Source organism: Micromonospora sp. NPDC003241, assembly GCF_053589795.1.
Genome location: NZ_JBSFSO010000016.1, coordinates 109,904 through 135,486, shown reverse-complemented (window position 1 = coordinate 135,486; position 25,583 = coordinate 109,904). Strand labels below are relative to the sequence as shown.

The following is a 25,583-nucleotide window of genomic DNA, read 5'->3' as shown; positions in this document are numbered from 1 at the left end:
AACACCCACGTCTCCGCCGCCATGCAACAGATGATCGACGCCCGGGACTGGCTGACCGTGATCCGGCTACCGGCCTACGCCCCGGACCTGAACCCCACCGAGGCGGTGTGGTCCCACCTCAAACGCAGCATCGGCAACCTCGCCGTGACTGGCGTCGATCACCTCCTCGCGATCATCAAGAACCGGCTCAAAAGCATCCAGTACCGCACCGACCTGCTCGACAGCTTCCTTGCTCACACCGGACTGACCCTCGAACCCAACACAACCTGACCATTCAAGATCTGTATCACCACACCACCGGCCGCCATCAGCGTCCATGTCGGATCGAACGACGACCCCGAGTCGCCCAGACCGATGGCTGCCGCAAACTGATACTGAAAACTGAGTTCACCAGACACAGCTTGGCGAATTTTCGCAAGGTCGTCTGGATCGCCACCTGGCGCCCAGATCCTCTTGATCTCCAAGAGCAGCAGGTTGTCTCGGACATCCTCCGACCCGCGCCGATGGACTGCAACGTCCGGCCGCATCCTCGGGGCGCCGGAGTCCAGACCTCGCTTTTTTTGCTGACCGAGAATTCCCTGCCTGTCGTACTCGCTGTCTACGTGCCATTCTGGATCAACGCGTTGCTCGAGGTAGACAGCAATTCGGAAGGCACAGGACCACTCACCTACGGAGTAGTCAAAGAGGTCCAGGTCCCTCGCACGGAAATCGCTTAGCGCGCCGATGACCCAACTTGAGATCACTGGAACGACATCTTCGAGGCTCCGCGCACTGCCCTGGTTGCCCTGCACGACTCCACCGCCTTCGGGTCTCAGAGCGTCGAGGCTACTGCGCGGCAGTAGGAAACTCGGGTATCCCGCCCCCCGAAGCGGGCATCCGGCCAAATGGAGCGACGATACCCAACCCCCGCACCACACCGCGCGACGGTAGCCCGGCGCCGAGGATCGCCGCGAGTAACGCCCCGGCGGGCTCAGTCTTCGCGCCAGTGTTCCTCGTGGTGCCACTCATCCTCGTACCAGACTTCTTCGTAGCCGCCCTCGTAGTCGACGCCGCGACGCGGACAGCGCGGCCACAGCAGGGCTGAGCTGGCGGCCTCTGCTGCGCCCTGGCAGGTTCCTGCTTGTCGGCCTCACCGTCGCACCATCCCCTCCGGGTGAGGTCATCTACCGCGCCACGGTCACAGCCGCCGCTCGCGCCGCCGGCCGTCTCACCACCAGCACATCCCTGCCGTCCTCGCCCCACTGCCCGAACACGAGCCACGCACCACCCCCGAACACCCCTGCGAGGCCAACGACGGACGACGTCTGCTCGCCGGCCGCCGCCTCCAGACCTTCCGAGACCTACTCGCCTTCGCCACCACCTCCACCGGTGAGGAGACCGCCGATGTCTGAACCTCGTCCGCCGTCGCACACCGCAGGCCCTCACGACCCCGACCTCACGGCAGCATCAGACTGATAGCTAAATCGTCATCGACAGCGCTGCGGTGTAGGAGTTCGCCTGCCAGGGAAGACGAACCATCACCCGTATGCGCCGGTCGTGACATGGACGCACGCTGGTGTATCCCGCTACGCCTACGTCGGGCCGGCCCATTGACGGCCCGACGTGTCGGCGATCCAACAGCCCAGGCGCCAGGGACACCTGTTGGGGGTCGGTCGCGAGGTGCCGCCCGTCGTAGGCTGCGGCAGTGAGCGAGAAGGACATTCGAGACCAGCTTGCGAAGCAACTACAGTTGATCGAACCAGGGCTGATGTTTGTCGCGACGAACTATCCGCTCCCAAGCGACGTAGGGAGCCGTGGGCTCATCGATATCTTGGCCCGGGATGCCACTGGCTGCTTCGTGATCATCGAGCTGAAGCGGAGCGATTCTACAGCGCGAGAGGCCCTGCACGAGCTGGCCAAGTATGTCGAACTGTTCCAGCGGGCGAAGGGCCTCGGGCTTGCCGACGTGCGGACCGTGATCGTCTCCACCACGTGGCGCGAGCTACTCGCTCCGTTTAGCCAGGCCGCCAGAGAATGGTCCGTGAGTCTTCGCGGTTACCGTCTCGCCCTCGACTCTGACGGCGTCACGCCGACTGCCGCGCAGGAGTTACGCCCGCTTGAGGAGGCACTGCTAGTCGCGCCAACCCCGGTACAAGTGCTTATCCAAACCCGTAGTGGTGACGTGGATGCGGCTTGGCGATGGGCTGCTGGCCGCCTCGCGGCCGTCGGCGTGGAGCACCTGGTCGGTTTCGACCTTCGGCACCGCACCTACGACCCTGGCGTGTACCTCGTTCTGGGTCGGATGAATCCAGAAAGCCCTCAGGCAGCGGAACTGTCGCGTCTGGCGAAAGAGCACGGCTACGACCTGTCCGACGCCCGCGAGGGTTACGAACTTGAACACGCCGCCCTCTACCACCTATGCCAGGAGTATGCCGGATTCATGCTCGAAGATGTCGCGCCGCACAGCCTCGCGACGATCCGGCAAAATCCGGCATGGCACATCACCGCCGTAAGGCGGACGGGCGCATTCACCGACGAACTGGTCTTCACCGACGAAGACCTGGTCGGCGACAGCTCCACGACTGGGGGGCTGTCCGACGCGCACTTCCACGGCACAGCGCGAACCGGCCACCACCAGCGGTGGGATCGCCTCATCAGTCGAGTCCAACTCGCTCTCGCCGGGAACGAGTCTTGGTCGATCATCGTCACCGGCTGGCTGGAGGAGATCGCGTCGGACGGGCACGAGGTGGAGGTGTCCATCGACATCTTCAACCCCTGCGACCTCGTCGCGGCCTTCGCCTTCGGCTGGCCCGATCAGTTGGGCGCTTACCTGCCGGGCCTTCAGGTTGTCGCCAATGCTGGAGGCAAGCGGCGGACGCTTGAAGGTTGTCTCGTATCCGCCCGCACCTTTCGGAGTGTCTTCCTCGCGTTCGAGGTCGTCTACGGCGATCCGCAGACGTGGTGGATAGAACGCGCCTACGGCAAATCATGGCGATCTGATCTTGAATTCATCGGCGAACTAGGCCTCCGCTACGCAGTCTTTGAAGGGAGCGAGGAGCGCGCGAGTGGCGACGTGCTGGATTATGAGGACAACCAACTCTTGCGTCGACCGGCGGAGAAGATGATTGACGGTGCGCCGTTCTGGCACGACTGCGAACCGGCACCCGAACTTGTAACGAAGAATCGACATGAGTTCGAAGAGTTCGCGCTCATGCTTCAGCAGCACATCCAGAGAGCAGGCTAGTGTTCAAGCGGCGTGGCGGGAGGCAAGCCGGTCGAATAGGGCATCGCACGAGGGTCACAAACCCGAATGCCTCGCCCCAATGGTCAACTTACGGTTCCGGTCCGACCCACGAAGAGGATTTAGATGATCTTGCGAATCAAAGTGAAGGAAACCGACATACTTAATCTATAGCGCCGTAGGTCAGGAAGTCTGCTCCCCCCGCACGCGGGGGTGGTCCGGTTGACCCGGTTACCGAATCGGTGGGAGACGCCTGCTCCCCGCGCAAGCGGGGATGGTCCCGTCCGTCCGCTGGCGTCCGGGCAGTGGCTGTCCTGCTTCCCGCGCACGCGGCGGCCAGGACCGCCGGCGGCGGCGTACGCAGGACAGCGGTCAGCGCGTGGGGATTGCGCCAGCTCGGCCAGCCGATCTCCAGCAAGCGTTGGTGGGCGTACTGTGCCGCGTCGCGTCCCGACTCCGCCCGTGCACAGGCCCATACGACCTAATTGTTGAAGGACTACCCACAGCATCAGGACGGCGAGTCCGCTGCGCGAGCCGATGATGGTGATGTCGGGGTTGCCGGTGTAGGCGACGACCTACAACTCCTAACTCAATGAGGTTGGGCGTTACCGCGGGGACGTGAGGGTCGTTCTGTCTGAACGTGAGGAGGGGTGAGCAGCCGCCGTGGATTGTCTCGGACGACTTGTGGGCCGAGGTCGAACCGCTGCCACCCCGTCCACCTCGCCGGTACCGGTACCCCGGTCGCAAGCCTCTGGATGACCGCCAGGTGTTATGCGGGAACCTGTTCGTGCTCTACACCGCGATTCCGTGGGAGTACCTGCCTCAGGAACTCGGCTTCGGCTCGGGGATGACGTGTTGGCGCAGGTTGCGGGACTGGAACGACGCCGGTGTGTGGCAGCGATTGCACGAGGTGTTGCTCGGCAGACTGCGGGCCACCGGGCAGCTCGACTTGTCGCGGGCGGTGATCGACGGCTCCCACGTCCGGGCGCTCAAGGGCGGCCCAAAAACCGGTCCGAGCCCGGTCGACCGCCGCAAGCCAGGCTCGAAACACCACGTCATCACCGACGCGGGCGGCATCCCCCTCGCCGTCAGTCTGGCCGGCGGCAACCGCCACGACGTCACCCAACTCATGCCCCTGGTCGACAAGATCCCACCCATCAAGGGCATCCGCGGCCGACCCCGCCAACGGCCCGAGCGGATCCACGCCGACCGCAGCTACGACAAAGACTGCTACCGACGCCAACTCCGCGCCAAGGGCATCACCCCCGCCATCGCCCGACGCGGCACCGGACACGGCTCCGGCCACGGCACCCGACGAAGGGTCGTCGAGCAGACCATCGCCCTACTGCACTGGTTCCGCCGACTACGCATCCGCTGGGAGATCCGCTACGACATCCACGAAGCCTCCCTCACCCTCGCCTACGCCATCACCTGCTGACGCAGACTCCAACACTCAAAGAGTTAGGAGTTGTAACTTGCGTTTTGAGCCGGCCGCGACGCGTCAGCTCAGGGTGACGCGGTTGAACGCTTGGCGGACCTCCTCAGTCATCGCCACATCCTGCGGGCGGTCAGCTTTACGCAGCAGCCGGTACACCTCGGCGAGCTCGCTGACGCCGTGCTGATGACCCAGGTCGATCAGCAGCTGTCCTGCGCGGAACCGCACCTCCAGCAGCAGCGGATCGTCAGCGGGCCGGGCAGGAACCAGCTGGCCGGCAAGAGCCTGCAAGTCCTTGAGCGCCTCTTGCGGATGCCCCAGACACGTTCGGCAGCGGGCGAGCAGGATACGGCATCGTGCAAGGTCGCCGGTGTGCTGCGGGCCGAGGCCGGCCAAATCACGCGCAAGCCGAGCGAACCTGGGCAGGGCCTCACCGATCAGTCCCTCGTCGAAGAGCGCCTGCGCCTGAATGATGCGCACTTCGACGGAGAAGGGCTCGGCCGCCTGGCGGTCCCCGACCTGCTCGGCGGCACCCGCCCCACCTGCCTGACCGGGCAGGCCGACCAGGCGCTGCCGGAACTCGCGAGCCGTTGCCGGGCGCTCGCCGGGCTGTTTCGCCAGCCCGGCCATGATGACCGCCTCTAGAGCCGGGGCAACGCCGGGGCGTAGCAAACCGACCGATTCCGGTGTCCGGTACCGGTGGTGATACATGACCGTGGCCGGGTCGGGACCGGTGAACGGTGGTATCCCGGTGAGCAGTTCGTAGAGCAGACAGGCCAGCGAGTAGAGGTCGCTGCGCGGGCTAACGTCGCGCCCGGCGCACTGCTCGGGCGACATGTACCCGACCGTGCCCAGCACCCGGTTGCCCTGCGTCAGCCGCGCCTGGTCGGTCCGGAACATCCGGGCCACGCCGAAGTCCAGCACCACGACCCGTCGGCTGGCCAGCATGATGTTTGCCGGCTTGAGGTCGCGGTGGACGACCGGAATCGCGTGGGTGTACTCGAGCACGTCACAGATCTGCTCGGCGATCGACACGACCTGCTCTTCGGGCAGACGACGTTGCTCCTGAACGATCTCCGCAAGAGTCTCACCGAGAATGTATTCCATCACTAGGTAGGGCTGGCCTGCACCGGCGTCCTCTGTCGCGCCAGTGTGCTCACCGGTGCTGGGGTACTCGCTGATTAGCCCGACGTCGAGCAACGCCGGGATGCCCGGATGGTGCAGCCGCGCCAGCAGGCCGGCCTCCCGCCGGAAACGTTCAGCCAGCTCCGACCCTTGCCGGGGATCCAGCCACTCACGGTGGATCAGTTTGATCGCAACAGCTCGCCGTGACCGACGATCATACCCAAGCCAGACATCGCCCATCGCGCCGCCACCGAGGCGTTGGCGCAGCTCGTAGCGCCTGTCGAGCACATGGGGGTCACCGCGCACCAGGACCGTCGCCTGCCGCGTCCGCGTCCACTCGTAGCTCACCAGCGAGCTCGGCGAGGGTGCCCTCGCCCGGCAAATACCAGTTGCGGGTGCCCTGTACCGCGACCGGCCGCTCTGCCCACCCGGCCTGCTCCCACATCCGCACTACCAGCCCGGTCGGCGAATAGCGTTGCTCGTCCACCGCCCAGACGAGGGGCCTACGGGCGTCGTTAACCCAGGTGGCCAGGCGCCGTTCCGGGGCCTCGCCGAGCCACCCGCGCAGGGCATCCCGCTCCGGAGTGCTGCCTGGCTGGTAGACCAGCTGGGCTCCGTCTTTGATAAGTCCGCCGGCGACTAGCAGCCGGACAGCGTTAGGTCGCCGCCCACGGGCTGGCGGCGGGTCGACCTGCTCCAGCGACCGCACCACGCCTGCCACCAGCTTCCGACAGCCCTGCTCGTCGCGGAGGGCCCGGGCGATCAAGGCATGCCGGCCGTAACGATCGGCTAGCTGATCCGTCACAGCGGCCAGCACGGAACCGGTCAGCTTTACGACGGCCGCCATCCGGGCCTCCCACTCGTCGCCCGGCTCGTCGACGTCCTCGCTGCCGACTAGCTGAAAGACAATGTGGGCGATCAACAGATCGGCCCGGGAGGCGAGCGCCCGGTCACTGTCGGCCAAGCCGTCCGCTAGGGCGGCCAGCGCGTCGCGTACCTCGCGTAGCAGCCGCACGGAACGCCAAATCTGCAGCGCGCTCGGTCGACTACCGAAGAGCCGGGGGTACACCCCGCCTGGGCCACGGCGCCACAGCACATCGCGGTCCTGCCTCAAGCGGGCGACCATTGCGGCATCTGGGTGGGCGCAGGCTAGGGCAAGGGCCGCCTCCGTCACGCTGCACCCTGCGGCCGGCGCCGGCACCGGCTCCCCGCGCCGTAGGACGTACGCCTTGCCCAGCGACAACGCGAAGTCGTCGCGGATCATCTGCTGCACGGGATCGAGCGCGGCGAAATCGCGTAGCTCTACCCGGTTCTGTGTGTTGGTGGCCTGGGTGATCCGCTGCGTCAGATCGACCGGAGCCCCGTCCATGCACACAATCCGGACCGCGACCAGTGCTTCTGCGACTGTGCGCGGCTTCTGTTTGTGCGCCTGATGAACGGCGGCCACCGTCTGCGCACCGTTGACTATACGAGCACCGGTCAGCTTCAAGCGGACCGGATGGCCCGGCGCGCGTCGGGCGAAGAAGTCGGCCTGGACCGCGTCGCACAACACGGTGATGCCGTTGTTCAAGTACCAAAAGCCCTGCGGGTCGTTAAGCAGGCTTTCGGTCACGGCCGCGTTGACGTCGGTCGGGCCCAGAGGGTAGCGCACGTTCTGCTCGAAGAGCCGTTCGCGGTACTGCTCATACCACCCGGCCACCTCGTCGGCGGCCACCGCACCCATATACGCCTGGTATGGAGTGGAGTTCAAGTGCCAGCCGCCGGAGAGCGTGGCGGTGACCGAGACCGGCGCTGGCAGTACGTCCCGTCGCGCGGCGGCATGAAAATCGGCGACACCGAGAACCCGGAAGTCGAGCAGCTCACCAAACCGGTTAAAGTCCGCCGCAGTCTCGGTCAACAGATTATGCCCTTCGGGCGAGAGGCCGTCGTTGCCGAGGACCGCCAGCACCAGGTGAATCCGTGCGGTCGGCGCGTCAAGCACCGCGTCGATCCGGTCATGCCCAAGTGTGACAACCTGCTGAAGACGGTGCAGCATCTGCCGGATGGCAGGGGCAGTAAACTGGGCGGTTGCCTGGTCGCTCCACTTCGCCTCAATCAGCCAGATCTCGGCTGTCGCCGGCGAGACGAACACGGCGTCGAAACCATGGTCGCCGGCCCCGGCGGTGACCGCCTGCGCCGCCTGCGCCGCGGTGCAGTCCGAGACAAGCTGCACCGCTCTGGCGGCCAGCGCCCGGGTGAGGAAGACCCGCTCGCGCTGCGTCGGGGGAAGCTCCGGGAGATCATCCAGGTCGAGCAGGCCGACAAAACCCTGGGTCAGGGCGGCACGCACTTGCCCAGCCTCCAGGGGCAGGCCTTCGAGCGCGTCGGTCCGGTCCTCCATGGTGGCCTCCAGCGAACTAGTTGACGTATTCCACGATCAGCGGGCTCGCCACCAAACAACCCGCGTCATCAGCGGCCGCTGGCAGCAGGGCGCTGACCCGGGCCAGGCCGGTCACCACGGCGGCCGTGTCAACCTCGAGGCGCTGGGCGTCTAGGGCCGCGAGCAGGTCCCGGATACCAGCCTGGGGTAGCGGCCCACTCGGTGTCTCGAGCGGATCCGGTGCCAGTGCGCTAACGACGTGCCCGGCCTCGGTGACAAAGATCGTGCCCGCGCTGTGGCCGGGGCCGTCCAAACCAGTCAGGGCGGGGCCGTCGACCTGGACCGGTGGGCGGCCCCGCAAGTGCCGGGCCGAGCCGTGCAGCAGCAGCCGCCGTGAGCTGGATCTGAGGGGGTGCTCTGGGTCTACAAACAGCACCAGATCCTGGTATCTGCCGCGGAGCGTCACCCAGTCCAATGCCGCCTCGAACCTCACCCAGCGGCCTGGAGTGAGACCAGGCTCGGTGTGCCAAGGTGTGTCACGCGCCATTCGCTTTTCAACCCGCTTGAGGTGACGCCGCACCTCCCGCGCGCTGTCCGGCGCGGGAATGGCCATCTCAATCCCGGCGAGGGATCCGCCAGCGTGCACCTTGACGTTGGGCAGCGCGCGGCGCGGCTCCGGCACGAACTCGTTGAGCTTACCCGTAGACAGATAGACGACCTCACGCACTGGCACCCCCGGTTGCCCGCTCCTCGGCCCCGCTTCCTCTAGGCCGCATCATGCCATTGCTCACCAAACCGCTCACACCTCCACTCAGGAAGGCACGTCTTCACTTGCTAAGAGGGCGTCTGATTCACGTATTTTGCGAGTGATGCCACCTTCAGATGTCTCGCCAGGTTGGGGTGGGTTCGTTGGTGACGCGTTTGGTGAGGTTGTCGATCATCGCGATGCGGATCATGCTGGCGGAGTTGTCGGGTAGGGCTTCGTAGTCGCGGGCCAGCCGGCGGTGGTGCATGATCCAGCCGAGGGTGCGTTCGACGATCCAGCGGCGTTTGACCACAGAGAATCCTCGGATGTTCGGGTCCTTGCTGACGACTTCGACGTCGATGCCGAGGGTGGCGCCGTGTTCGATGACCTTGTTCTTGAAGCCGGCGTCGACCCAGGTCTTGGCCAGGGCGGGGTGGGCGGCTTTGGCCTGGTCGAGCAGGTTGATGCCGATGGTGTTGTCGCTGATGCTGGCGGCGGTGACGGCGACGGCGAGGAGCAGGCCGAGGGTGTCGGTGACGATGCCCCGCTTGCGTCCGACGCAATCGATGAGGTCACGGACGAGGGCGAGCGGATCCTGGTGCGGGCTCGGATTCCTGAAGGGACTGCGGCAAGTCCGGGCTGCGAGGCGGTGACGGGCCGGGTGCACGGGTATCACCAGCGGACTCTGGCAGACGTGCCGGTCAATGCCCGGCCGGCAGTAGTGCGGGTCCTTGTACGCCGTCCGGTATGCCCGACGCAGGGCTGCCGTCGCACGTTCCGCGAACAGCTTCCGGGGTTCTGGAGCGCCACCAGCGTCGCACGTCCCGGTTGATTTCCCAGGTCGCTGCGGTGGCGCGTCATGCAATCCCTGGACAGCTGGCCACCGCGTGACGCTCTGTCCGGGCTGCCGCTGTCGCCCATCCCACCCGTCTGGCTTGAGTCTGCCCGCCACGTGTCACGGTCTGGGGCTCCGTCCGCCGGTCAAATGACGGCCAAGTGATCAGGGCGGGTTCTCGGATGATCAAGAACTCGCCCTTGACCCGCGGCTCTGTGGTGGAGCTGAGGAGATTTGAACCCCTGACACCGATTGCCGCCAACAAGTCGGTCCGATTCGGGCACTTCTGGCCTCTGACCAGGGCGGCAACCTTCATCGACTCTTGACGTTTACAGGGCTTTCCGGCCTCAGTTGTGCCAGATCTGTGCACAATGATCTTGCTGCGGCTTGCTGCCTGGCCACGAATCTCAGGCGTCCTGGTCCCTCCCATTGCGCGGCTCACCCCGTCGCGGTCCTCGGATCACCCCCGCAAGCGCGCGGGGAACAGGCGGACCGTCCGGACGGGTCGCCGTGTCCGCCCGGATCACCCCCGCGTACGCGGGGAACAGCGGCAGTTCGACGACTACCGGGAGACGGACACGGGATCACTCCGGCGTACGCGGGGAACAGGCAGCCAACACCGGACCTGCCGGCGCGGACGCGGGATCACCCCCGCGCGCGGGGAACAGGACTTCTGTCCGGCGACCTTCCACGTCGTCTTGGGATCACCCCCGCGTGCGCAGGGAACAGGCCTGGTCGATGACGCTCTTCTTGGACAGCTCGGGATCACCCCCGCGTGCGCGGGGAACAGGCCGCCTGCCAGGGCGCCGACCTCACCAAGTTCGGATCAACCCCGCGTGCGCGGGGAACAGGCGGGCGATCCAGATGGACAGCACGCCGGGGTGGGATCAACCCCGCGTGCGCGGGGAACAGCACAGCGTCGGGAGCGCCGTCCGGCTTCCTGCGGGATCAACCCCGCGTGCGCGGGGAACAGCCGCGCGGCGGTCCCGGGGCCCGGGGTATTACGGGATCAACCCCGCGTGCGCGGGGAACAGGCGGCGACGGCCCGGTAGGCGGGGAGGTTGACGGGATCAACCCCGCGTGCGCGGGGAACAGGGCTACAACGGCGGCCAGGAACTGCCGGTGTACGGATCAACCCCGCGTGCGCGGGGAACAGACTTCCTGACCTGGGCCGATGAAGATCATCAACGCTGATTTCATTCACTTCCCTCGCCAAGATCCTCTCCTCGCACCACCGACCATTGGTGACCAGGTACCGCCGACTCTCCATGAAATGGCCTTTGGTCGGACACGGCTTTCGCGTCAAGGCCCGGCACTCGGCAGACACCGCCACAGCAGCGCGGAAGTGGCGTCGACGGCTTTTGCGCCTTCGGCTTGACGAACGTGCCTTTGCCGGGCACCACGTAGACCAAGCCTTCGTCTACCAGCACCCGCACTGTGTGCAGGTCAAGCGAGAGGGTGCGGCTCGTTGGTCAACGCCGCCAGGGCGCGTGCCACCTCGTGCAGCGTTGCCCGCACGTAGGTGGCCGTCGTACCGGCGCTGCTGCCGCTGTCGGAGTGGCCGGCGTACTCGCGGGCTACCGCGTAGCCGAAGTTGCGTTCCACCCACGTCAACGTGGTGTGGCGCAGCCAGTGGGTGCTGATCTGCTGCACATACACCCACGGCAGGTGCTCACCGATCCGCACCCACAGATGGTCGTAACGCCGTCGGCTGATCGGCCGCCCGTCGCGGTACCGCAGCAACTGCCCCGCAGGCGGGGCGTGTCGGTCGGTGACGTGCCGATGGAGGTGCCGCATCAGCGTCGGGGACACCGGCTGCCACCGCGTCGTGTCGCCTTTCTCCCGCAGCAGGATCAGGCACTGCTCCGGATCAAGGTCCACCGGCCGCAACGCCAACGCCCCACCCCGCCGACACGCCGTCTCCGTATGCAACCGCAACAGCAGACTGTCCAACACCGGATCATCCCCGGTACTGGCCGCGACCTCGTTGATCTCCGCCAACCGGGCATCCGCCACCGCCCGCCGAGTACTCGGCAACCGACGCGGCTTGGCCACCTTCGCCGCAGGATCATCCGCCGCCGCAATGTAGCCGTCGGCTACCGCCCGCTTGTACAGGCACCGCAACGCCGCGATCAGATGTTCCACCGCACTACGCCCACCCCGCGCATTACGGCGGGCCACCACATGTGCCTTGACGTACTCGCCGAGCTGCTCGATCTCCGACGGCGTCGGCTCATCCAGCCGACGCTGCCCCCACTGCTCCACCACCCGCTTCCAGTACGAGCCATACGCCCGCCGCGTCCCGACACTGACCGCCGCCGACACGACCGGCACATACTCCGCGAACGTCGGCGCCAATGGACGGTCCGCCGGTGCTCCCACGAGGTCCGCCGCCGAGATGCCCATCCGCGCCAACAACAACCGCGCCGCGTCCAGCTCGGCTCGACTCGCACCACTCACGACACACCACCAGCCAGCACAGCGGCATGGGCCTGAGTGACGATCTCGTCCAGCGTCGCCACCGGACACACCAGCAGCAGCCCCACCGGTGGATCCGCCACCAGAAGGAGCCGGTCGCCCGGCGTCAGAGCGCACCAATGCCGCACCGCCGCGGGAAGACGTACATGCCCCTGACCGGTCAGCCGGAACACACCCTGATCATCACCGCGCACCACGACCATCCCGGCGCGCTCCCGAATGTCCAACCGGGTACCCGGCCGCCACCCCAGGGCACCCACCACGAACCGGTCCCGCAGCCGGCCACTGCCCTCCAGCGCAGCCACACCGTAGACGCGGGTACTCGGACGCGGCTCCGGCAGCGACGAGATCGGCAACGGACCACGACGCAACCCGCCGCTCGTCGAGCGCTCGGCCGCCGGCCCCAGGTCGGACAGGACCACCGGTGGAATCACCGGGCCTGTCGAGGTGTCAACCACGGCCACCACCACCCGGAACCAACCGAGCAGCCACCGTGAAGAAGAGAAGATTCGCGTGGTCAAGCATGCTTGACCACCAGCACGTAGAACTGGGCGCAAACGCCGCGTTTTTGTGTCCGAGGGGGGACTTGAACCCCCACGCCCTATACGGGCACTAGCACCTCAAGCTAGCGCGTCTGCCATTCCGCCACCCGGACTTGCTATGTCCAGCCTACCGTGTCGACCTCGGTGATCCATCACCAGGAGGCCGCCCAGCGGGCCGCACGGGGAGTTACTGTACACGCCGCCGGTGGATCATGCACATCAGCATCCCGAGGCCGATTCCGGCCGTTCTGACCAGCCCTGGCGGGCCTGTCGGTGCGGGTCCGGCTGGCGTCGCGGTACCCGCACCCGGCAGCATGGCGGTGTGTCCCAAGCCTCTCCCTTGGCCGTCGCCCAGCAGCGGGCTCTGGCGCTGCGCGGCGCGGGCAATCTCGCCGCCGCCCGTGAGCTGCTCACCGACGTGGTCGAGTCCGTGCCACCGTCGCTCGGCAAGGATCATCCGGACGCGCTGAGCACCGCGCACCTGTTGGCGAGGCTGCACCGGGAGGCCGACGATCCGAGCGCGGCGCGGCGGGTGTTGGAGGAGGCGTTCGCGGCCGGGGAGCGGCGGTGGCCGCATGCCGACCCGTTGATGTTGGCGTTGGCCTTCGAGCTGGGGTCCGTCGCGGACGAACTAGGCAACCGCCACGAGGCCCGCCGCAACTACACGCGCGTGGCCGCTGCCGGCCCCGCGGTGCTCGGTGCCGACCATCCGGCGGTACGCACAGCGCGCGAGTATCTCGGCGACGCTGCTCCGGCTCCGCAGCCAGCGGTGCCCGCACCTCGCCAGCCGGAACCGGCGCCCACGCCGACGCACGGGGTCCTGAACGAGCCGACGATCTCGCTGGCGGTGCTGTCGACCGCCTGGAAGCCGCACGACGCGTCGACCGCCGCCGGATCCTTCCGCCAGTCGACTTCCACTTTCGGCGAGGGTGCCGCTGGCTCGTCCGCCCCGGCCTCGGCACCACCGGCGCCTGCCGTGCCGCACCCGCGCGCCGTACCGGGCTCGCATGCCCCTGGCATGCCGCCGGCACCACCGGTCGTGCCTGGACCGCCGCGCATACCGCCGCCTCCGGTCGTGCCGGAGCCTCCAACGGTGCCGCTGGCCCGGACGGCCCTCCACGACCAGGCTGCTCTCCCAGTCGCGTCGCCCGAGCCAGCCGAGCCGACCATCGCGCTGAGGCTGCCGGTCCACGAGAGCGAGGCTCCACCACCGCCGGTACCGACCACCGTTCCCGACCCGGCAACGTCCGCCGCACCGACGGCGCGCCTTCGGCCCGTGGAGGCCGACGAGGAGACGAGCGTTCTCCGGACACCGCCGGCACCCGACGCCTCGACGCCGGACGATGCCGACTCGGCCCCGTCAAGCAAGTCAGCGGCGCCAACCGAACCAAAAGCGGTGGCAACCGAGCCGGTGACATCGGCATCGTCAGGCGCACCAGGCGAGGTCGACAATTCGGCCCTGGTAGGAGGGCCAGCCGAGCCGAGGACGCCGGTCGGGCCGGGGGCGTTGGACAAGGAGAGGTCGCCCGACGGGCAGAGGCAACCCGATGGGCAGACGTCGCCCGACGGGCAGGCGACGCCGGAGGGGAACGGCTCGCCCGGTGGGCCGCAGTGGACGCGCCCGACCGTTCGGGTTCAGCAGATCGGCCCGCTGTTGGCCGAGGAGGCAGCACGGGCTCGCCGCTTCCCAGAGACCGCTTCGCCAGCCTCGGACGCGAGCCCGGACGACGCTCCGCCGAACGACGCCCCGGTAAGCGGAGCGCCAGCCAGCGGACCGCCCTCACCATCGACGAGTGCGGTCCAGACGAACAGTCCGTTTACCGGCGGACCGCCAAGCAACAATCCGCAGATCAGCGCACCACCGGTGAGCGGACCACCAAACAGCAGTCCGTCGATCAGCGCACCACCGACCAGTGGAGCACCGACGAGCGCGCCGCCGACCAGCGTGCTCCCCGTCATCCCGCCACCGGTGAGCACCTCACCGAGCAGTGCGCCGCTGACGAGTGCGCTATCGGCTGGTGCACCGCCGGTCGGCGCGCCACCCACCAGCGGTGCGCCGAGCAGTTGGGCGCCCGTGAACGCGCCGCCTCCCCCCTACCCCGGTTCGACCCATCAGCCGCCGGCACCGGGATTCCCCGGCATGCCCGCCACGAGCTCGACGTCCGGGCCGCAGGATCTGACCGCGCCTCTGCCCCAGCCGGGTCCAACCAGCGGGCCGACCGGCTACCCGTCGCTCAGCTCCGCACCCCTCGCTCATCCGCCCGCCAGCGGACCGCCCGGCTATCCGGGCTTCAGTGGGACGACCGGCGACGCGACGCTCCACGGCCCAGCCGACCATTCACCGGCCGACTATCCGGCGACCGGTGGCTCACCTGGCTACCCCCCGGCCAGCGGAGCACCGACCTACCCGCCGCCTGGCGGGCCCTTCAGCTACACCCCCGCTGTCGAGCAGTCTGGCTACCCGCAGACCGGCTACCCGGCGACCGGCGGACCGACCGCCCCGGGGCCCGTCAGCGGCCCACCCGGCCACGTCCCCGCCAGCGACCCACCGGGTTACGCCCCGACCAGCACTCCACCGGCAGGTGGGTCCGGATTCGCCCCGACAAGCAGCCCGCCAGCAAGTGGCCCCGGGTACACCCCCACCAGCAGCACACCGGCGAGCGGACCGGGGTTCGCTTCCGCCAGCAGTCCGCCGGCCCATGGTCTGAGCCACTCCCCCACCAGCAGCCCACCGATCAGCGGACCCGGATGGGCTCCCGCCAGCAGCCCACCGGCGAGCGGACCTGGGTACAACCCCACTACCAGCCCACCGGTGAGCGGACCCGGGTACGCCCCGACCAGCAGCCCACCGACGAGTGGGCCCGGATACGCCCCGACCAGCAGCTCCGGGTTCGCCCCCGCCAGCAGCCCACCGGCCAGCGGTTCCGGCTACGCCCCGGCAAGCAGCCCTCCGACGGGCTACGGGCCGCCCGGCTACCCGGGTACCAGCACCGCGCCGACAGCGGGCACGGCTGGTCACGGTTCCGGAGGCGAACCCACCCAGCATCAGCCCTACCAGTACCCGCACCAGCAGCATCCGCAGGCGGCTGGTGGGCAGCAGCCGTACGACCCGGCCGGGCAGGCGACATACCCACCAGGGCAGAGCGCCGCGTACCCGCCACAGGCCTGGGGGCAGCCGGGTGGGGGGCAGTCCGCGTCGGCGGGAGGCATGGCGTTCCCGGTGGCGCAGTCGGGGTCGGGGCGGAATCGGGCGGCGATCGTGGTGGCGATCGTGGCCGTGGTGGTGGCGCTGGTCGCGGTGATCGGGCTCGGGGTGTTGATCATGAACGACCGGCAGGCGGCGTCGCCGACGGCGCCTGCCGAGTCGGCGGCGGCGGATCCGGGTCCGCCGCCGACCGGGTTGGAGTTGCGCGATGATGCGGCCACGATCAGGTTGACGTGGACCGATCCGTCGGACGGGTTGGTGCCGTTCATGGTGGCCGGTGGGCGGGCCGGGCAGGCGTTGGGGGTGCTGGCCACGGTGGGTCAGGGGCAGACCAGTTACACGGTGAACGGGTTGAATTCGCGAGTGGACTACTGCTTCACGGTGTTGGCGGTATACGGGACGAACGAGTTCGCGACGTCCAGTCAGGTGTGTACGACGCGGGAGTCGGGCGCGGGTCAGAACTGAGCGTCGCTCACGGTCGGTGGGCGGGCGGGTCCTGGTGGGACAGTCGGGGCGGGACACGCCGACGACACGCCACGCTGGGTGTTCATCGGCGGACGGTGTGGGTTCCCGGGGTGCGTGGCGTGACCATATGATGGCTCCCGGTTCAGGGGAGGGGTCGCCGTCTGGGGGCGCCACCGGCCAGGACGATACGAGAGGCAGCCGGTTGTGGCGAGCACCGACGAGGCCGTTCCGACCCGTACCGCCCGATCCCGGTCGCGGGTGCGCGGTGGTCTGGTCACTGTGGGGACGGTGCTGGCGTTGCTGGCGTCGATGGGCCTGACCGTGCTGGGTCTGGGGTCGGCGGACAACGCGGTGGCCAGTTTCGACGCGAGTTCGTGGTTGTGGAGTTCGGCGCGTAGTGAGTTGGCGCGGGTCAACGGGGTGACCGCGCGGGTGGACACGCGGGTGGAGGTGCCGGCGGGTCGGCGGCATCCGATGCAGGTCACGCAGACGGACCGGGTGTTGGTGCTGCGGGATCTGCACACCGGTCAGATCAGCGCGTTGGACCTGGCGACGTTGCAGATCACGGCGACCACGCCGACGGCGCCGGGGCTGGGTGTGAGTGTGGCGTTGCACGAGGACGCGGCGTTCGTGGTGGACGCGGTGCAGGGTGTGGTGCGCCAGTTGGATCCTCGGTCGTTGGCGCCGGTGGGTGAGCCGGTGCGGTATCCACCGGGGATCACCGGTGGCGCGTTCGACGGTAAGGGTCGGTTGTGGATCGCGGTGCCGGCGGAGGGCACGGTCTCGGCGATCACCCCGGCGGTGCTGCCGTCCAAGTCGGCCGGGAACGCGCAGGTGGGGCCGCAGCGGGTGGAGACGTACGACGTGGCGGGGCCAAGTCACGAGTTGGTGGTCTCCACGCTGGACGACGGTGTCGCGGTGCTGGACCGTACGGCCGGGGCGTTGGTGACGGTGGTGCGGGGTGAGACGCGGCGGACCGCGTTGGCGCAGACGTTGACCGGGCCGGGCACGATGCCGGTGCGCACGAGTGGGCCGGTGGTGCCGGTGACGGTGGCCGGGCAGCGGCAGGTGCACGCGATCACCGACGCCGGTGAGGTGCGCTCGTTCACGGTGCCGGGTGACGGTGACCGGTTGAGTCCGGCGGTGGCCTGGGCGGGCCGGTTCTACTGTGCGGACGAGGCGTCGGGCACGGTGTACGCGTTCGACGCGGCAGGCACGTTGGTGGACACCATCCGGGGTCGGTGGCGGGGGCCGCTGGACCTGGAGGTACGGGAGAACCACCTGTTCATCAACGCGCCGGAGGCGGCGACGGCCCGCGTGGTGGACGATTCGCACCTGGTGCGGGAGGTCGACAAGTACGCCAACGACGTGCTCGGTGGTGATCCGCCGGCGGAGCCTCCGCCGCCGCCTCCGCCGCCGAAGAAGCCGCAGGTGGGTAAGCCGGGTGCGCCGCGCAACGTGAGCGCGGCGGCCGGGAACGCGCAGGCGCGGGTGAGTTGGCGGCCGGCGCCGGCCAACGGCGCGGAGATCATCCGGTATGTGGTGGAGGGCGCCGGGCAACGTCGTGAGGTGGGCGCGAACCAGCGGTCGGTGCAGATCAAGGAGTTGACCAACGGGGAGACGTACCGGTTCACGGTGCACGCGGTCAACGCCGAGGGTGCGGGTCCGACGCGGACCAGTAATCCGGTGACGCCGACGGCGGCGGTGCCGGACGCGCCGGCCAGTGTGTCGGCGCAGGCCCGCGCGGACGGCACGGTGGTGGTGAGCTGGCCGGCGGCGAACGGGCAGGGCAATCGGATCGCCCGGTACGCGGTGACGGCGATGTCGGCGGGGACCAACGCCCCGGTCGGTGAGGCGACCGGTGAGGAGCTGGTGGTCAAGGCCGGTGAGTTGGAGTACGGCACGCAGTACGCGTTCACGGTGGTGGCGGTCAACGACAAGGGTGCGGCGTCGGAGTCGTCGCCGGTCAGCGAGACGGTGGTGCCGTTCACGGTGCCGGGTGAGCCGGTGGAGTTGCGGGCCGGCACGGTCGGGGACCGGTCGGGGACGGTGTCGGTGCAGTGGGCACCGGCGGCGGCCAACGGTCGGCCGGTGAGCGGGTACGTGGTGGAGGTGGGTGAGCGGCGTACCGAGGTGACCGACACGCAGACCACGGTCGGTGACCTGGGTGACGGACAGAACGTGACGGTGCGGGTGCGGGCGGTCAACGAGGCGGGTGAAGGTCCGCAGGCCACGACGACGGCGCGGACGGTGGCGCGGCCCCGGGTGACGGTGACCGGGTCGTCGGCGACCGCGACGTCGGCGACGGTGACGTTCACCGTGGACGCCGGTGGCGGGCAGGCGACGTGCACCCTGGCCCGGTCGGGTCAGACGGCGCGCAGTGGTCCCTGTTCCAGCATCACGATGAACGGCCTGTCGCCGGGGACGGACTACACGTTCACGGTGACGGCGACGAACGCGGCCGGTGAGGGTACGGCCCGTCGGGCGCAGGAGACGGATGCGTTGTTCGGGATCGCCACCTGCAACAACGGCCCGGAGCCCGAGCAGCGGACGTACTGCGATCGGGACCGCGAGGGCCGCAACGGCAACGAGATCTTCTCGGTGCCGCGGCAGGACAACGACCGGCAGGCCGGGTGGGCGCGGCCGGGTAACCGGTTGAAGGCGTACTGCCGGGTGCGGGGCGAAGAGGTGTACGCCTACATCTACAACAACGACAAGCGCAGCACCTGGTGGGTGCAGGTCGAGTACAGCGGACGTAACTACATCCCCTGGGCCTGGCTCAACCTGGAGGGTGGGGACGACATCGCCGTCCTGCCCACCTGCTGATCCAATTCGGCCGAGGAGCACCACCGTGAACAGCCACGAACCGCTCACCCAGCAGGAGGTGCAGGGTTTCGCCGCCCTCGCCGCGCGGCTGGCCGAGAACGTCAACTCGGTGGTGCTGGGTAAGCCGCAGGTGGTGCGGCTGGCGCTGACCGCTCTGTTCGCGCAGGGGCACGTGCTGTTGGAGGACGTGCCGGGGGTGGGTAAGACGACGTTGGCGCGGGCGATCGCGGCGACGGTGAAGGGGCAGTGGCGGCGGATCCAGTTCACGCCGGACCTGTTGCCGTCGGACGTGTCCGGGGTGACGATCTTCAACCAGGCGACCCGGGGGTTCGAGTTCCATCCGGGGCCGGTGTTCGCCAACATCGTGATCGCTGACGAGATCAACCGGGCGTCGCCGAAGACGCAGTCGGCGTTGCTGGAGGTGATGGAGGAACGCACGGTCACCGTCGACGGGGTCCGGCATCCGGTGCCGCAGCCGTTCCTGGTGGTGGCCACGCAGAATCCGGTGGAGATGGACGGCACGTACCGGTTGCCGGAGGCGCAGTTGGACCGGTTCCTGGTGAAGTTGTCGGTGGGGTATCCGGACGAGTCGGTGGAGGTGGAGGTGCTGCGCGGGGCGACGGTGCGGTCCCCCGAGGCGCTCGCGGCGGTCACCGACACCGCCACCCTGGGCGAGATGGTGCGGATGGCCCGCCGGGTGCACATCGCCGAGCCGCTCTACGCGTATGCGGTGCGGTTGGCGGCTGCCACGCGTACGCATCCGCAGGTGCGGGTGGGGGTGAGCCCGCGTGGGGTGATCGCGTTGACGCGGGCGGCGTGCGCGTACGCGTTGATCGACGGTCGGGGCTGGATCATGCCGGAGGACCTCAAGACGTTGACCGAGCCGGTGTTCGCGCACCGGCTGCTGCTCACCCCGGACGCCCAGGTGCGTGGCGTGACCGCCGCCGACGTGTTGCGTCAGTCCGTCGCCTCGGTGCCGGTGCCGCTGCCGTCGGGGCAGCCTGCCCCGGCGACTCCCTGACCGCCGGGCGTCTGTCGTGTGGATCACCGCCCGGGGAATCGGGCTGCTGGTGGCTGCGGTCGTGCTGGCCGGTGCCGGTTTCCGGTTCGCGTACCCGGAGTTGACGCTGCTCGGCGTGGCGGCGGGCGGCGCGGTCGCGGTCGCGACGGTGACCGCCGCCCGGCGGCCGCGACTGGAGGTACGGCGGGAGGCGGACCCGGACCGGGTGGGTCGAGGTGACCCGGCGGCGATGACGGTGACGGTCCGCAACGCGGGGCGGTGGGGTGCGGCGAACCTGCTGGCCACCGACCGCTGCGGTGACCAGGTGGTGCCGGTGCCGGTGCTGCGGCTGCGCCCCGGCACGGACACCGTGGTCCGCTACGACGTCCCGACGGTACGGCGGGGGGTGGTGCCGGTCGGGCCGCTGCGCGTCACCCGCCGTGATCCGCTGGGTCTGGTGGTGCTGGCCCGCTCCTACGGCGACAGCGTGCCGGTCTGGGTGCACCCACGGATCCACCCGCTGTCGGCGGTGCCCACCGGCGCCGGGCGCAGCCTGGACGGACGCGTCGACGCCGTCCCGCACGGCTCGATCACCTTCGACTCGTTGCGGGAGTACGTGGTCGGCGACGAGTTGCGGCGGGTGCACTGGCGCACCAGCGCCCGGGTGGGCGAGCTGATGGTGCGGGAGAACGTGGACACCAGCCTGCCGCGAATCGTGGTGCTGGTCGACAACCGCCTCGCCGCCCATCCGGACCGCGTGGACGGGGTCGCCGAGTCGTTCGAGTCGGCGTGTGAGGCGGCGGCGTCGGTGGTGGCCGCCGCCGTCCGGGAGGACCTGCCGGTGGTGCTGCTCTTCGTCGCCGCACCACCGGCGGACCACGTCGAGGACGACGGTGCGGTGGGGCCGCTGGACCGGTTGGCGGCGGTGTCACTGCAGACCGAGGGCACGGTGCAGCAGGCGGCGGCCCGGCTGCGCCGCGACCGCCTCGGCGACACCCTGGTCGTCCTGACCGGCCCCGGTGGCCGCGAGGACCTGGGGCACGTCGGCGCGCTGCGCGGGGCGTACCCGTCGGTGGTGGTCGGGGTCTTCGGCGCGGCCGAGCCGACGCCGCCGGACGCGGCCGGGCTGGTGGTCGTCGACGCGGCCGACGGCGCGGCCTTCGCCGCCGAGTGGGACGGGGTACGGCGGTGGTGAGCCGGCTGCGGGCCGTGCCGGTGCCGCTGGCCCTGGTCACCATGGTCACGCTGGCCGGGGTGGTGCTCGGCCGGGTGTACGCCGACACGCTGCTGACCCTGCTGGTGGCCGGTGCGGCGCTCGGGTCGGTGCTGGTCAGCGTGGTGGCGCGGCGGTTGCCGTCGTGGCTGGTGGCGCCGGTGTCGGTGCTGGCGATGGCCGGGTACACCGCGTGGTGCCTGCACCTGTCGGCAGGCCGGGCGCAGCTTCCGGGCGGTTTCGCGGAGATCGTCGGCGACGCCGCCCGCAACGCGATCCCCCGGTTGTTGACCGCGATGATCCCGGTGGAACCGACCCCGGACACGGTGCTGCTGCCGGTGGTCGCCGCGTGGCTGACCGGGCTGGCCGGGGCGGAGGTGGCGGTGCGGGCCGGGCGGGTGCTGCTGGGCTACCTGCCGCCGGTGCTGCTCTACGCCGGTGCCGTCTACGTGGTGGGGCCCAACGCCGCACCGGCGATCGGCGCGACGGTGGCGCTGGTGGCGGTCGCCGCGCTCGGGCTGGCCGTCTCCGCCCGGCCCGCCGGCCCCGACCCGGTGGCGGCTCTGGCCCCGGAGGTACGCGCCCGGGTGCGACTCCGGTTGGCCGCCGCCTCGGCGGCCGGCACCGCCGTGGTGGTGGCGATGGCCGCGGTGCTGGGCCCGGCGGTGGCCGCACTGGTGGACACCCGGCCGGTGGACCCGCGCCGGTACGTGGAGCCGCCGCAGGTGCAGACGCTGGACGAGAACCCGCTGATCCGCATCTCCGGCTGGGCACTGAACCCGGATCAGCAGTTGTTCCAGGTGTCCACCGAGCGGGCCGACGCCACCGCGCCCCCGCAGGGGGTGCGGATCCGGTTGGCGGTGCTCAGCGACTACGACGGAGTCACCTGGCGCGTCGGCGCCACCTACCGCAACGCCGGACGGATCCTGCCCGCCCCCGACCCGTCCCCGGACACCACCGTGGACACCCTTCGGCAGGACATCACCGTCGGCGAACTCAGCGGACGGCTCCTGCCCGCAGTCCCCACACCTGTCGAGGTGTCCGGAGCCCGGGTGGCGTACGACCCGGCCACCGGCACCCTGATCCGTCCCGACGGGCTCTCCCCCGGACTGCGGTACACGGTGACCTCGGCGCGGGAGAGCCCGGATGTGAACCTGCTGGCCACCGCGAACACACCGGCGGGCGACGAGGTGGCACGGGTGCTGCACGTCGCCGACGGAGTGCCGGAGCAGCTACGGCGGTTGGCCGCCCAACTGGTGGAGGAGAACGGCGCCCCGTACGCGCGGGCGGCGGCGATCGAGCAGTGGCTCGCCGAGCACTACCGGCTGGTCGCCGACGCCCCCAGCGGGCACGCGTACCCGAATCTGGGGTTCTTCCTCTTCGGACCGCGTAACGCCGGCGGGCAGCGCGGCACCTCGGAACAGTTCGCCGCCTCCTTCGCGGTGCTGGGTCGGTTGGCGGGGTTGCCGACGCGGGTGGTGGTCGGGTTCGCCGCGCCGGGTACCGGACCGGTGCGGGCCGCCGATGCGTACGCGTGGCCGGAGGTGTTGTTCGAGGGGTTGGGGTGGGTGTCGTTCGATCCGCTGCCCCGCCCCGACGAGGAGCCCCGTCCGGTGGAGGAGGACTTCCGGCCCCAGCCGGAGGACCCGCCACCCTCGGAGCAGCCGGAGCCGACGCTGGAACCGGCCGCCTCGCCCCCCGCACAGGCGGCCCCGGGCGGCCCTGAGCACTCGGGTGGGGTGCCGAGGTCGGTGCTGGCCGCCGGAACCACCGGTGGACTGCTGCTCGTGGTGGTGGGCGTGCTGGCCACACTGGCGGTGCTGCGGCGGGCACAGACCCGGGACCGGTTGTCGCGGGGTGACCCCGGACAGCGGATCGTCGGCGCCTGGCGGGAGCTGACCGACGCGTTGCGGCTGGCCGGGCAGCCGGTGCCCGCCGACCTGTCCGCCAGCGAGGTCGCCGCACGCGCCCGCCAGGCCCTGACCGACACCGAATCCAGGGCCGACACCGAACTCAGGGCCGACACTGCACGCGGACCCGACGCCGGAATCGGGGCCGACATCGCGCAGGCGTCCGGCCACGGGACCGGGACGACCGGGGCCATCGGCGTGGCCGGGGATATCGAGGGCGGGCCGACGAATCTGGCGTACGTCGCCGTCGACGACCTGGCCCGGCTGGTCAACCAGGTCGGCTTCGCTCCCGGTGCGGTCACCGAGGAACAGGCCGATGCCGCCGCCGGGGCCGCCGGGGCCTACACGAGCCGGTTGCGGGCCGGGCGGTCCTGGTGGCGACGGCTACTCTGGTCGGTGCACCCGGGGCCGTTGCGCTGGCACCGGTGACCCTCGGGCGGCGCTACCGGTCGGCGGCCCGCAGCCGACGCACCAGTTTGCGCAGCCCGGACTGCCATCCGTCGGGGTCCTCGGCGCGACGGCGGGCGTAGTCGGCCACCTCGGGGTGCGGCAGGATCAGGAACCGCTCCTCGGCCATCCCGGCCACCGCCGCCGCAGCCACGTCGTCCGGGCTGAGCACCACACCGGAGGCCGCCGTCACCCGGGCGCCCAGATGCCCGGCGGCCAGCCCGTCGGCCAACATCGGCGTGTCCACGCCCTGCGGGCACAGAGCACTGACCCGGATGCCCTGGTCGCGGTAGGTCACCGAGAGCCACTCGGCGAACCCGACGGCGGCGTGCTTGGTCACCGAGTACGGTGCGTCGCCGACCGCCGTCAGCAGCCCCGCCGCCGAGCAGGTGTGCAGCAGGTAGCCGCTGCCCCGGGCCACCATCGCCGGCAGCACCGCCCGGGCCGCGTAGACATGCGCGAGCACGTTGACCTGCCAGGCCCGCTCCCAGACGGCGGTGTCGACCTCCACTCCCCCGCCGGTGGTCACCCCGGCGTTGGCGCAGAACACGTCGATGCGGCCGTGGCGGCCCTGCACGTCGGCGACCAGGGCCCGCACCTGATCCTCGTCGGTGACATCGACGGTCACCGCGTACGCCTGCGGACCGACCGACGCCGCGACGGTGTCGGCGGCGGCCCCATCGACGTCGGCCAGCACCAGCGCGGCGGCGCCCTCGGCGGCGAAGCGGCGGGCCAACGCCGCCCCGATCCCCCCGGCCGCGCCGGTGATCACCGCGACCCGGTCGGTGAGGTTCACGCCGCCTCCGCACCCGCGTCGGGGCCGAGCCGGGCCACCAGCGTGGCCAGCGCCGCCGGGTCCCCGGCGGGCACCTCCGGCGTGGGCAGCAGGGCCAGCACCGGTACGTCCACCCCGGCCTCGGTGTAGCGGCGCACCTGGGCCCGGCACCGCTCGGGTGAGCCGTGCACGATCAACGCGTCGACCACCTCGTCCGGCACCGCCGCCAGCGCGCCACGCCGGTCCCCGGCCGCCCAGGCCCGCCACATGCCCTCCAACGCCTCCTCGCGGCCGAGCCAGCGGTGAAACGCCGCGTACGCGGGCACGGTCAGATAGCTGGTGATCATCCGCCGCCCCAGGGCGCGGGCGTAGTCGACGTCCTCGGTCGGGCAGACGAAGATCCGCGCGACCACGTCGAACTGCGGGCGCCGCTCGCCCAACTCGGCCACCGCCCGGGGCACGTCGGTGGCGGCCAGCCAGTTCAGGATCACCCCGTCGGCCTCGGCGGCGGCCAGCCGCAACATGCCCGGGCGCAGCGCGGCCAGCAGCAGCGGCGGCGGCACCAGCGGCGGCCGTTCCAGCGTGAACCGGCGGACCGCGAAGGTGTCGAAGTCCCCGTCGACGGTCTCCCCGCGCAACGCGGCCCGCAGGAACGCCAGCACGTCCCGGGTCCGCCGCAGCGGCTCGGTGAACTCCACCGCGTTCCAGTCGGTGACCACCACCGGCGACGACGCGCCGATGCCGAGGGCGAACCGGCCGGGAGCGACGTCGGCGAGCGCGGCGGCGCTCATCGCCAGCAGGCCCGGCCCCCGGGTGAACACCGGCGCGATCGCGGTGCCCAGCCGCAGGCGGGGCTGCCACGCTGCGGCGAGGGCCAGTGGGGTGAACGCGTCGGCGCCGTTGACCTCGGCGGACCACACGTCGGTGAAACCGGCGTCGGCCAGGGCCGCGTACATCGCGGCGTGGTCGGCGAGCGGGATCGCGCCCAACGGCACCGTCATTG

18 protein-coding genes, 1 tRNA gene, 4 pseudogenes and 1 CRISPR repeat array are annotated in these 25,583 nt (G+C 70.1%); of the genes and pseudogenes, 10 read left to right on the top strand and 13 right to left on the bottom strand.

Going from position 1 to position 25,583, the window contains the following annotated elements; translation table 11 throughout:
* A partial coding sequence (locus ACWDVW_RS15920; protein ID WP_449948989.1) for a transposase occupies window positions 1-270 on the top strand: 270 nt, incomplete at its 5' end.
* On the opposite strand, the gene ACWDVW_RS15915 is transcribed toward ACWDVW_RS15920, so the two are convergent.
* Window positions 234-791, bottom strand: coding sequence for a hypothetical protein (locus tag ACWDVW_RS15915; protein ID WP_449948987.1), 558 nt, complete (start codon window positions 789-791; stop codon window positions 234-236). The genes ACWDVW_RS15920 and ACWDVW_RS15915 overlap by 37 nt on opposite strands.
* Before the next feature lie 893 nt (window positions 792-1,684).
* Here ACWDVW_RS15915 and ACWDVW_RS15910 point away from each other — a divergent pair.
* Window positions 1,685-3,223, top strand: coding sequence for an endonuclease NucS domain-containing protein (locus tag ACWDVW_RS15910; RefSeq protein ID WP_449948984.1), 1,539 nt, complete (start codon window positions 1,685-1,687; stop codon window positions 3,221-3,223).
* A gap of 664 nt (window positions 3,224-3,887) precedes the next feature.
* Complete coding sequence (locus tag ACWDVW_RS15905; protein WP_449949009.1) at window positions 3,888-4,658, top strand: IS5 family transposase; 771 nt, start codon at window positions 3,888-3,890, stop codon at window positions 4,656-4,658.
* 63 nt (window positions 4,659-4,721) lie between these two features.
* On the opposite strand, the gene ACWDVW_RS15900 is transcribed toward ACWDVW_RS15905, so the two are convergent.
* The 4 genes and pseudogenes from ACWDVW_RS15900 to ACWDVW_RS15885 all read right to left on the bottom strand — a co-directional run.
* Window positions 4,722-6,128, bottom strand: a complete 1,407-nt coding sequence (locus ACWDVW_RS15900) for a serine/threonine-protein kinase (RefSeq protein WP_449948981.1) — start codon at window positions 6,126-6,128, stop codon at window positions 4,722-4,724.
* Window positions 6,076-8,160 carry an AIPR family protein gene (locus tag ACWDVW_RS15895; protein WP_449948978.1) on the bottom strand — a complete coding sequence of 695 codons (2,085 nt, stop codon included), beginning with the start codon at window positions 8,158-8,160 and terminating at the stop codon, window positions 6,076-6,078. Before ACWDVW_RS15895 ends, ACWDVW_RS15900 begins: the two co-directional genes overlap by 53 nt.
* Window positions 8,161-8,176: 16 nt before the next feature.
* Window positions 8,177-8,866 (bottom strand): SAVMC3_10250 family protein, encoded by a 690-nt coding sequence (locus ACWDVW_RS15890; protein ID WP_449948976.1) that lies wholly within the window; start codon window positions 8,864-8,866, stop codon window positions 8,177-8,179.
* Between the two features lie 151 nt (window positions 8,867-9,017).
* Window positions 9,018-9,443, bottom strand: a pseudogene (locus tag ACWDVW_RS15885) (transposase); the annotation flags it as partial.
* 3 nt (window positions 9,444-9,446) lie between these two features.
* Between ACWDVW_RS15885 and ACWDVW_RS15880 the strand changes: the two are divergent.
* Window positions 9,447-9,742: pseudogene (locus tag ACWDVW_RS15880) on the top strand (transposase family protein); the annotation flags it as partial.
* A 677-nt stretch (window positions 9,743-10,419) separates the two neighbouring features.
* Window positions 10,420-10,875: a CRISPR direct-repeat array (repeat unit 28 nt; unit sequence GGATCAACCCCGCGTGCGCGGGGAACAG).
* Between the two features lie 211 nt (window positions 10,876-11,086).
* On the opposite strand, the pseudogene ACWDVW_RS15875 reads toward ACWDVW_RS15880, so the two are convergent.
* The 4 genes and pseudogenes from ACWDVW_RS15875 to ACWDVW_RS15860 all read right to left on the bottom strand — a co-directional run.
* Window positions 11,087-11,164, bottom strand: a pseudogene (locus ACWDVW_RS15875) (GntR family transcriptional regulator); the annotation flags it as partial.
* Between the two features lies 1 nt (window position 11,165).
* A complete protein-coding gene (locus ACWDVW_RS15870) occupies window positions 11,166-12,179 on the bottom strand; it encodes a tyrosine-type recombinase/integrase (RefSeq protein WP_449948973.1) in 1,014 nt (337 codons plus the stop codon).
* Window positions 12,176-12,667: a hypothetical protein gene (locus ACWDVW_RS15865; RefSeq protein ID WP_449948971.1), complete on the bottom strand. Its 492-nt coding sequence runs from the start codon at window positions 12,665-12,667 to the stop codon at window positions 12,176-12,178. The genes ACWDVW_RS15870 and ACWDVW_RS15865 overlap by 4 nt, the downstream gene beginning before the upstream one ends.
* A 101-nt stretch (window positions 12,668-12,768) precedes the next feature.
* Window positions 12,769-12,852 (bottom strand) — tRNA-Leu (locus ACWDVW_RS15860).
* Between the two features lie 209 nt (window positions 12,853-13,061).
* On the opposite strand from ACWDVW_RS15860, the pseudogene ACWDVW_RS15855 reads away from it, so the two are divergent.
* Window positions 13,062-13,529, top strand: a pseudogene (locus ACWDVW_RS15855) (tetratricopeptide repeat protein); the annotation flags it as partial.
* 845 nt (window positions 13,530-14,374) lie between these two features.
* Here the strand turns inward: ACWDVW_RS15855 and ACWDVW_RS15850 are convergent.
* On the bottom strand, window positions 14,375-14,785 hold the full coding sequence (locus ACWDVW_RS15850; protein ID WP_449949016.1) for a hypothetical protein: 411 nt from the start codon (window positions 14,783-14,785) through the stop codon (window positions 14,375-14,377).
* 507 nt (window positions 14,786-15,292) lie between these two features.
* Window positions 15,293-15,538, bottom strand: coding sequence for a hypothetical protein (locus ACWDVW_RS15845; RefSeq protein WP_449949014.1), 246 nt, complete (start codon window positions 15,536-15,538; stop codon window positions 15,293-15,295).
* Window positions 15,539-15,551: 13 nt separating this feature from the next.
* Here ACWDVW_RS15845 and ACWDVW_RS15840 point away from each other — a divergent pair, with 13 nt between their 5' ends.
* The 5 genes from ACWDVW_RS15840 (at window position 15,552) to ACWDVW_RS15820 (ending at window position 23,787) form a co-directional block, all read left to right on the top strand.
* Entirely contained in the window at window positions 15,552-16,409 is an 858-nt protein-coding gene (locus ACWDVW_RS15840; protein WP_449949011.1) for a hypothetical protein, read from the top strand.
* A gap of 204 nt (window positions 16,410-16,613) precedes the next feature.
* Window positions 16,614-19,235, top strand: coding sequence for a fibronectin type III domain-containing protein (locus tag ACWDVW_RS15835; RefSeq protein WP_449948968.1), 2,622 nt, complete (start codon window positions 16,614-16,616; stop codon window positions 19,233-19,235).
* A gap of 25 nt (window positions 19,236-19,260) precedes the next feature.
* Entirely contained in the window at window positions 19,261-20,256 is a 996-nt protein-coding gene (locus tag ACWDVW_RS15830) for an AAA family ATPase (RefSeq protein ID WP_396749443.1), read from the top strand.
* A gap of 16 nt (window positions 20,257-20,272) precedes the next feature.
* Window positions 20,273-21,430: a DUF58 domain-containing protein gene (locus tag ACWDVW_RS15825; RefSeq protein ID WP_449948965.1), complete on the top strand. Its 1,158-nt coding sequence runs from the start codon at window positions 20,273-20,275 to the stop codon at window positions 21,428-21,430.
* 41 nt (window positions 21,431-21,471) lie between these two features.
* A complete protein-coding gene (locus tag ACWDVW_RS15820) occupies window positions 21,472-23,787 on the top strand; it encodes a DUF3488 and transglutaminase-like domain-containing protein (RefSeq protein WP_449949006.1) in 2,316 nt (771 codons plus the stop codon).
* Window positions 23,788-23,800: 13 nt separating this feature from the next.
* On the opposite strand, the gene ACWDVW_RS15815 is transcribed toward ACWDVW_RS15820, so the two are convergent.
* Both ACWDVW_RS15815 and ACWDVW_RS15810 read right to left on the bottom strand, forming a co-directional pair.
* Window positions 23,801-24,601, bottom strand: coding sequence for an SDR family oxidoreductase (locus ACWDVW_RS15815; protein WP_449948962.1), 801 nt, complete (start codon window positions 24,599-24,601; stop codon window positions 23,801-23,803).
* Window positions 24,598-25,581 carry an LLM class F420-dependent oxidoreductase gene (locus tag ACWDVW_RS15810; RefSeq protein WP_449949003.1) on the bottom strand — a complete coding sequence of 328 codons (984 nt, stop codon included), beginning with the start codon at window positions 25,579-25,581 and terminating at the stop codon, window positions 24,598-24,600. The genes ACWDVW_RS15815 and ACWDVW_RS15810 overlap by 4 nt, the downstream gene beginning before the upstream one ends.
* Window positions 25,582-25,583 lie beyond the last annotated feature (2 nt).

What these genes read in the sequence shown, in the direction of transcription:
- ACWDVW_RS15895 (WP_449948978.1), bottom strand. Translation starts at nt 8,160, where the DNA reads ATGGAGGACCGGACCGACGCGCTCGAAGGCCTGCCCCTGGAGGCTGGG.
- ACWDVW_RS15820 (WP_449949006.1), top strand. Translation starts at nt 21,472, where the DNA reads ATGGTCACGCTGGCCGGGGTGGTGCTCGGCCGGGTGTACGCCGACACG.
- ACWDVW_RS15810 (WP_449949003.1), bottom strand. Translation starts at nt 25,581, where the DNA reads ATGACGGTGCCGTTGGGCGCGATCCCGCTCGCCGACCACGCCGCGATG.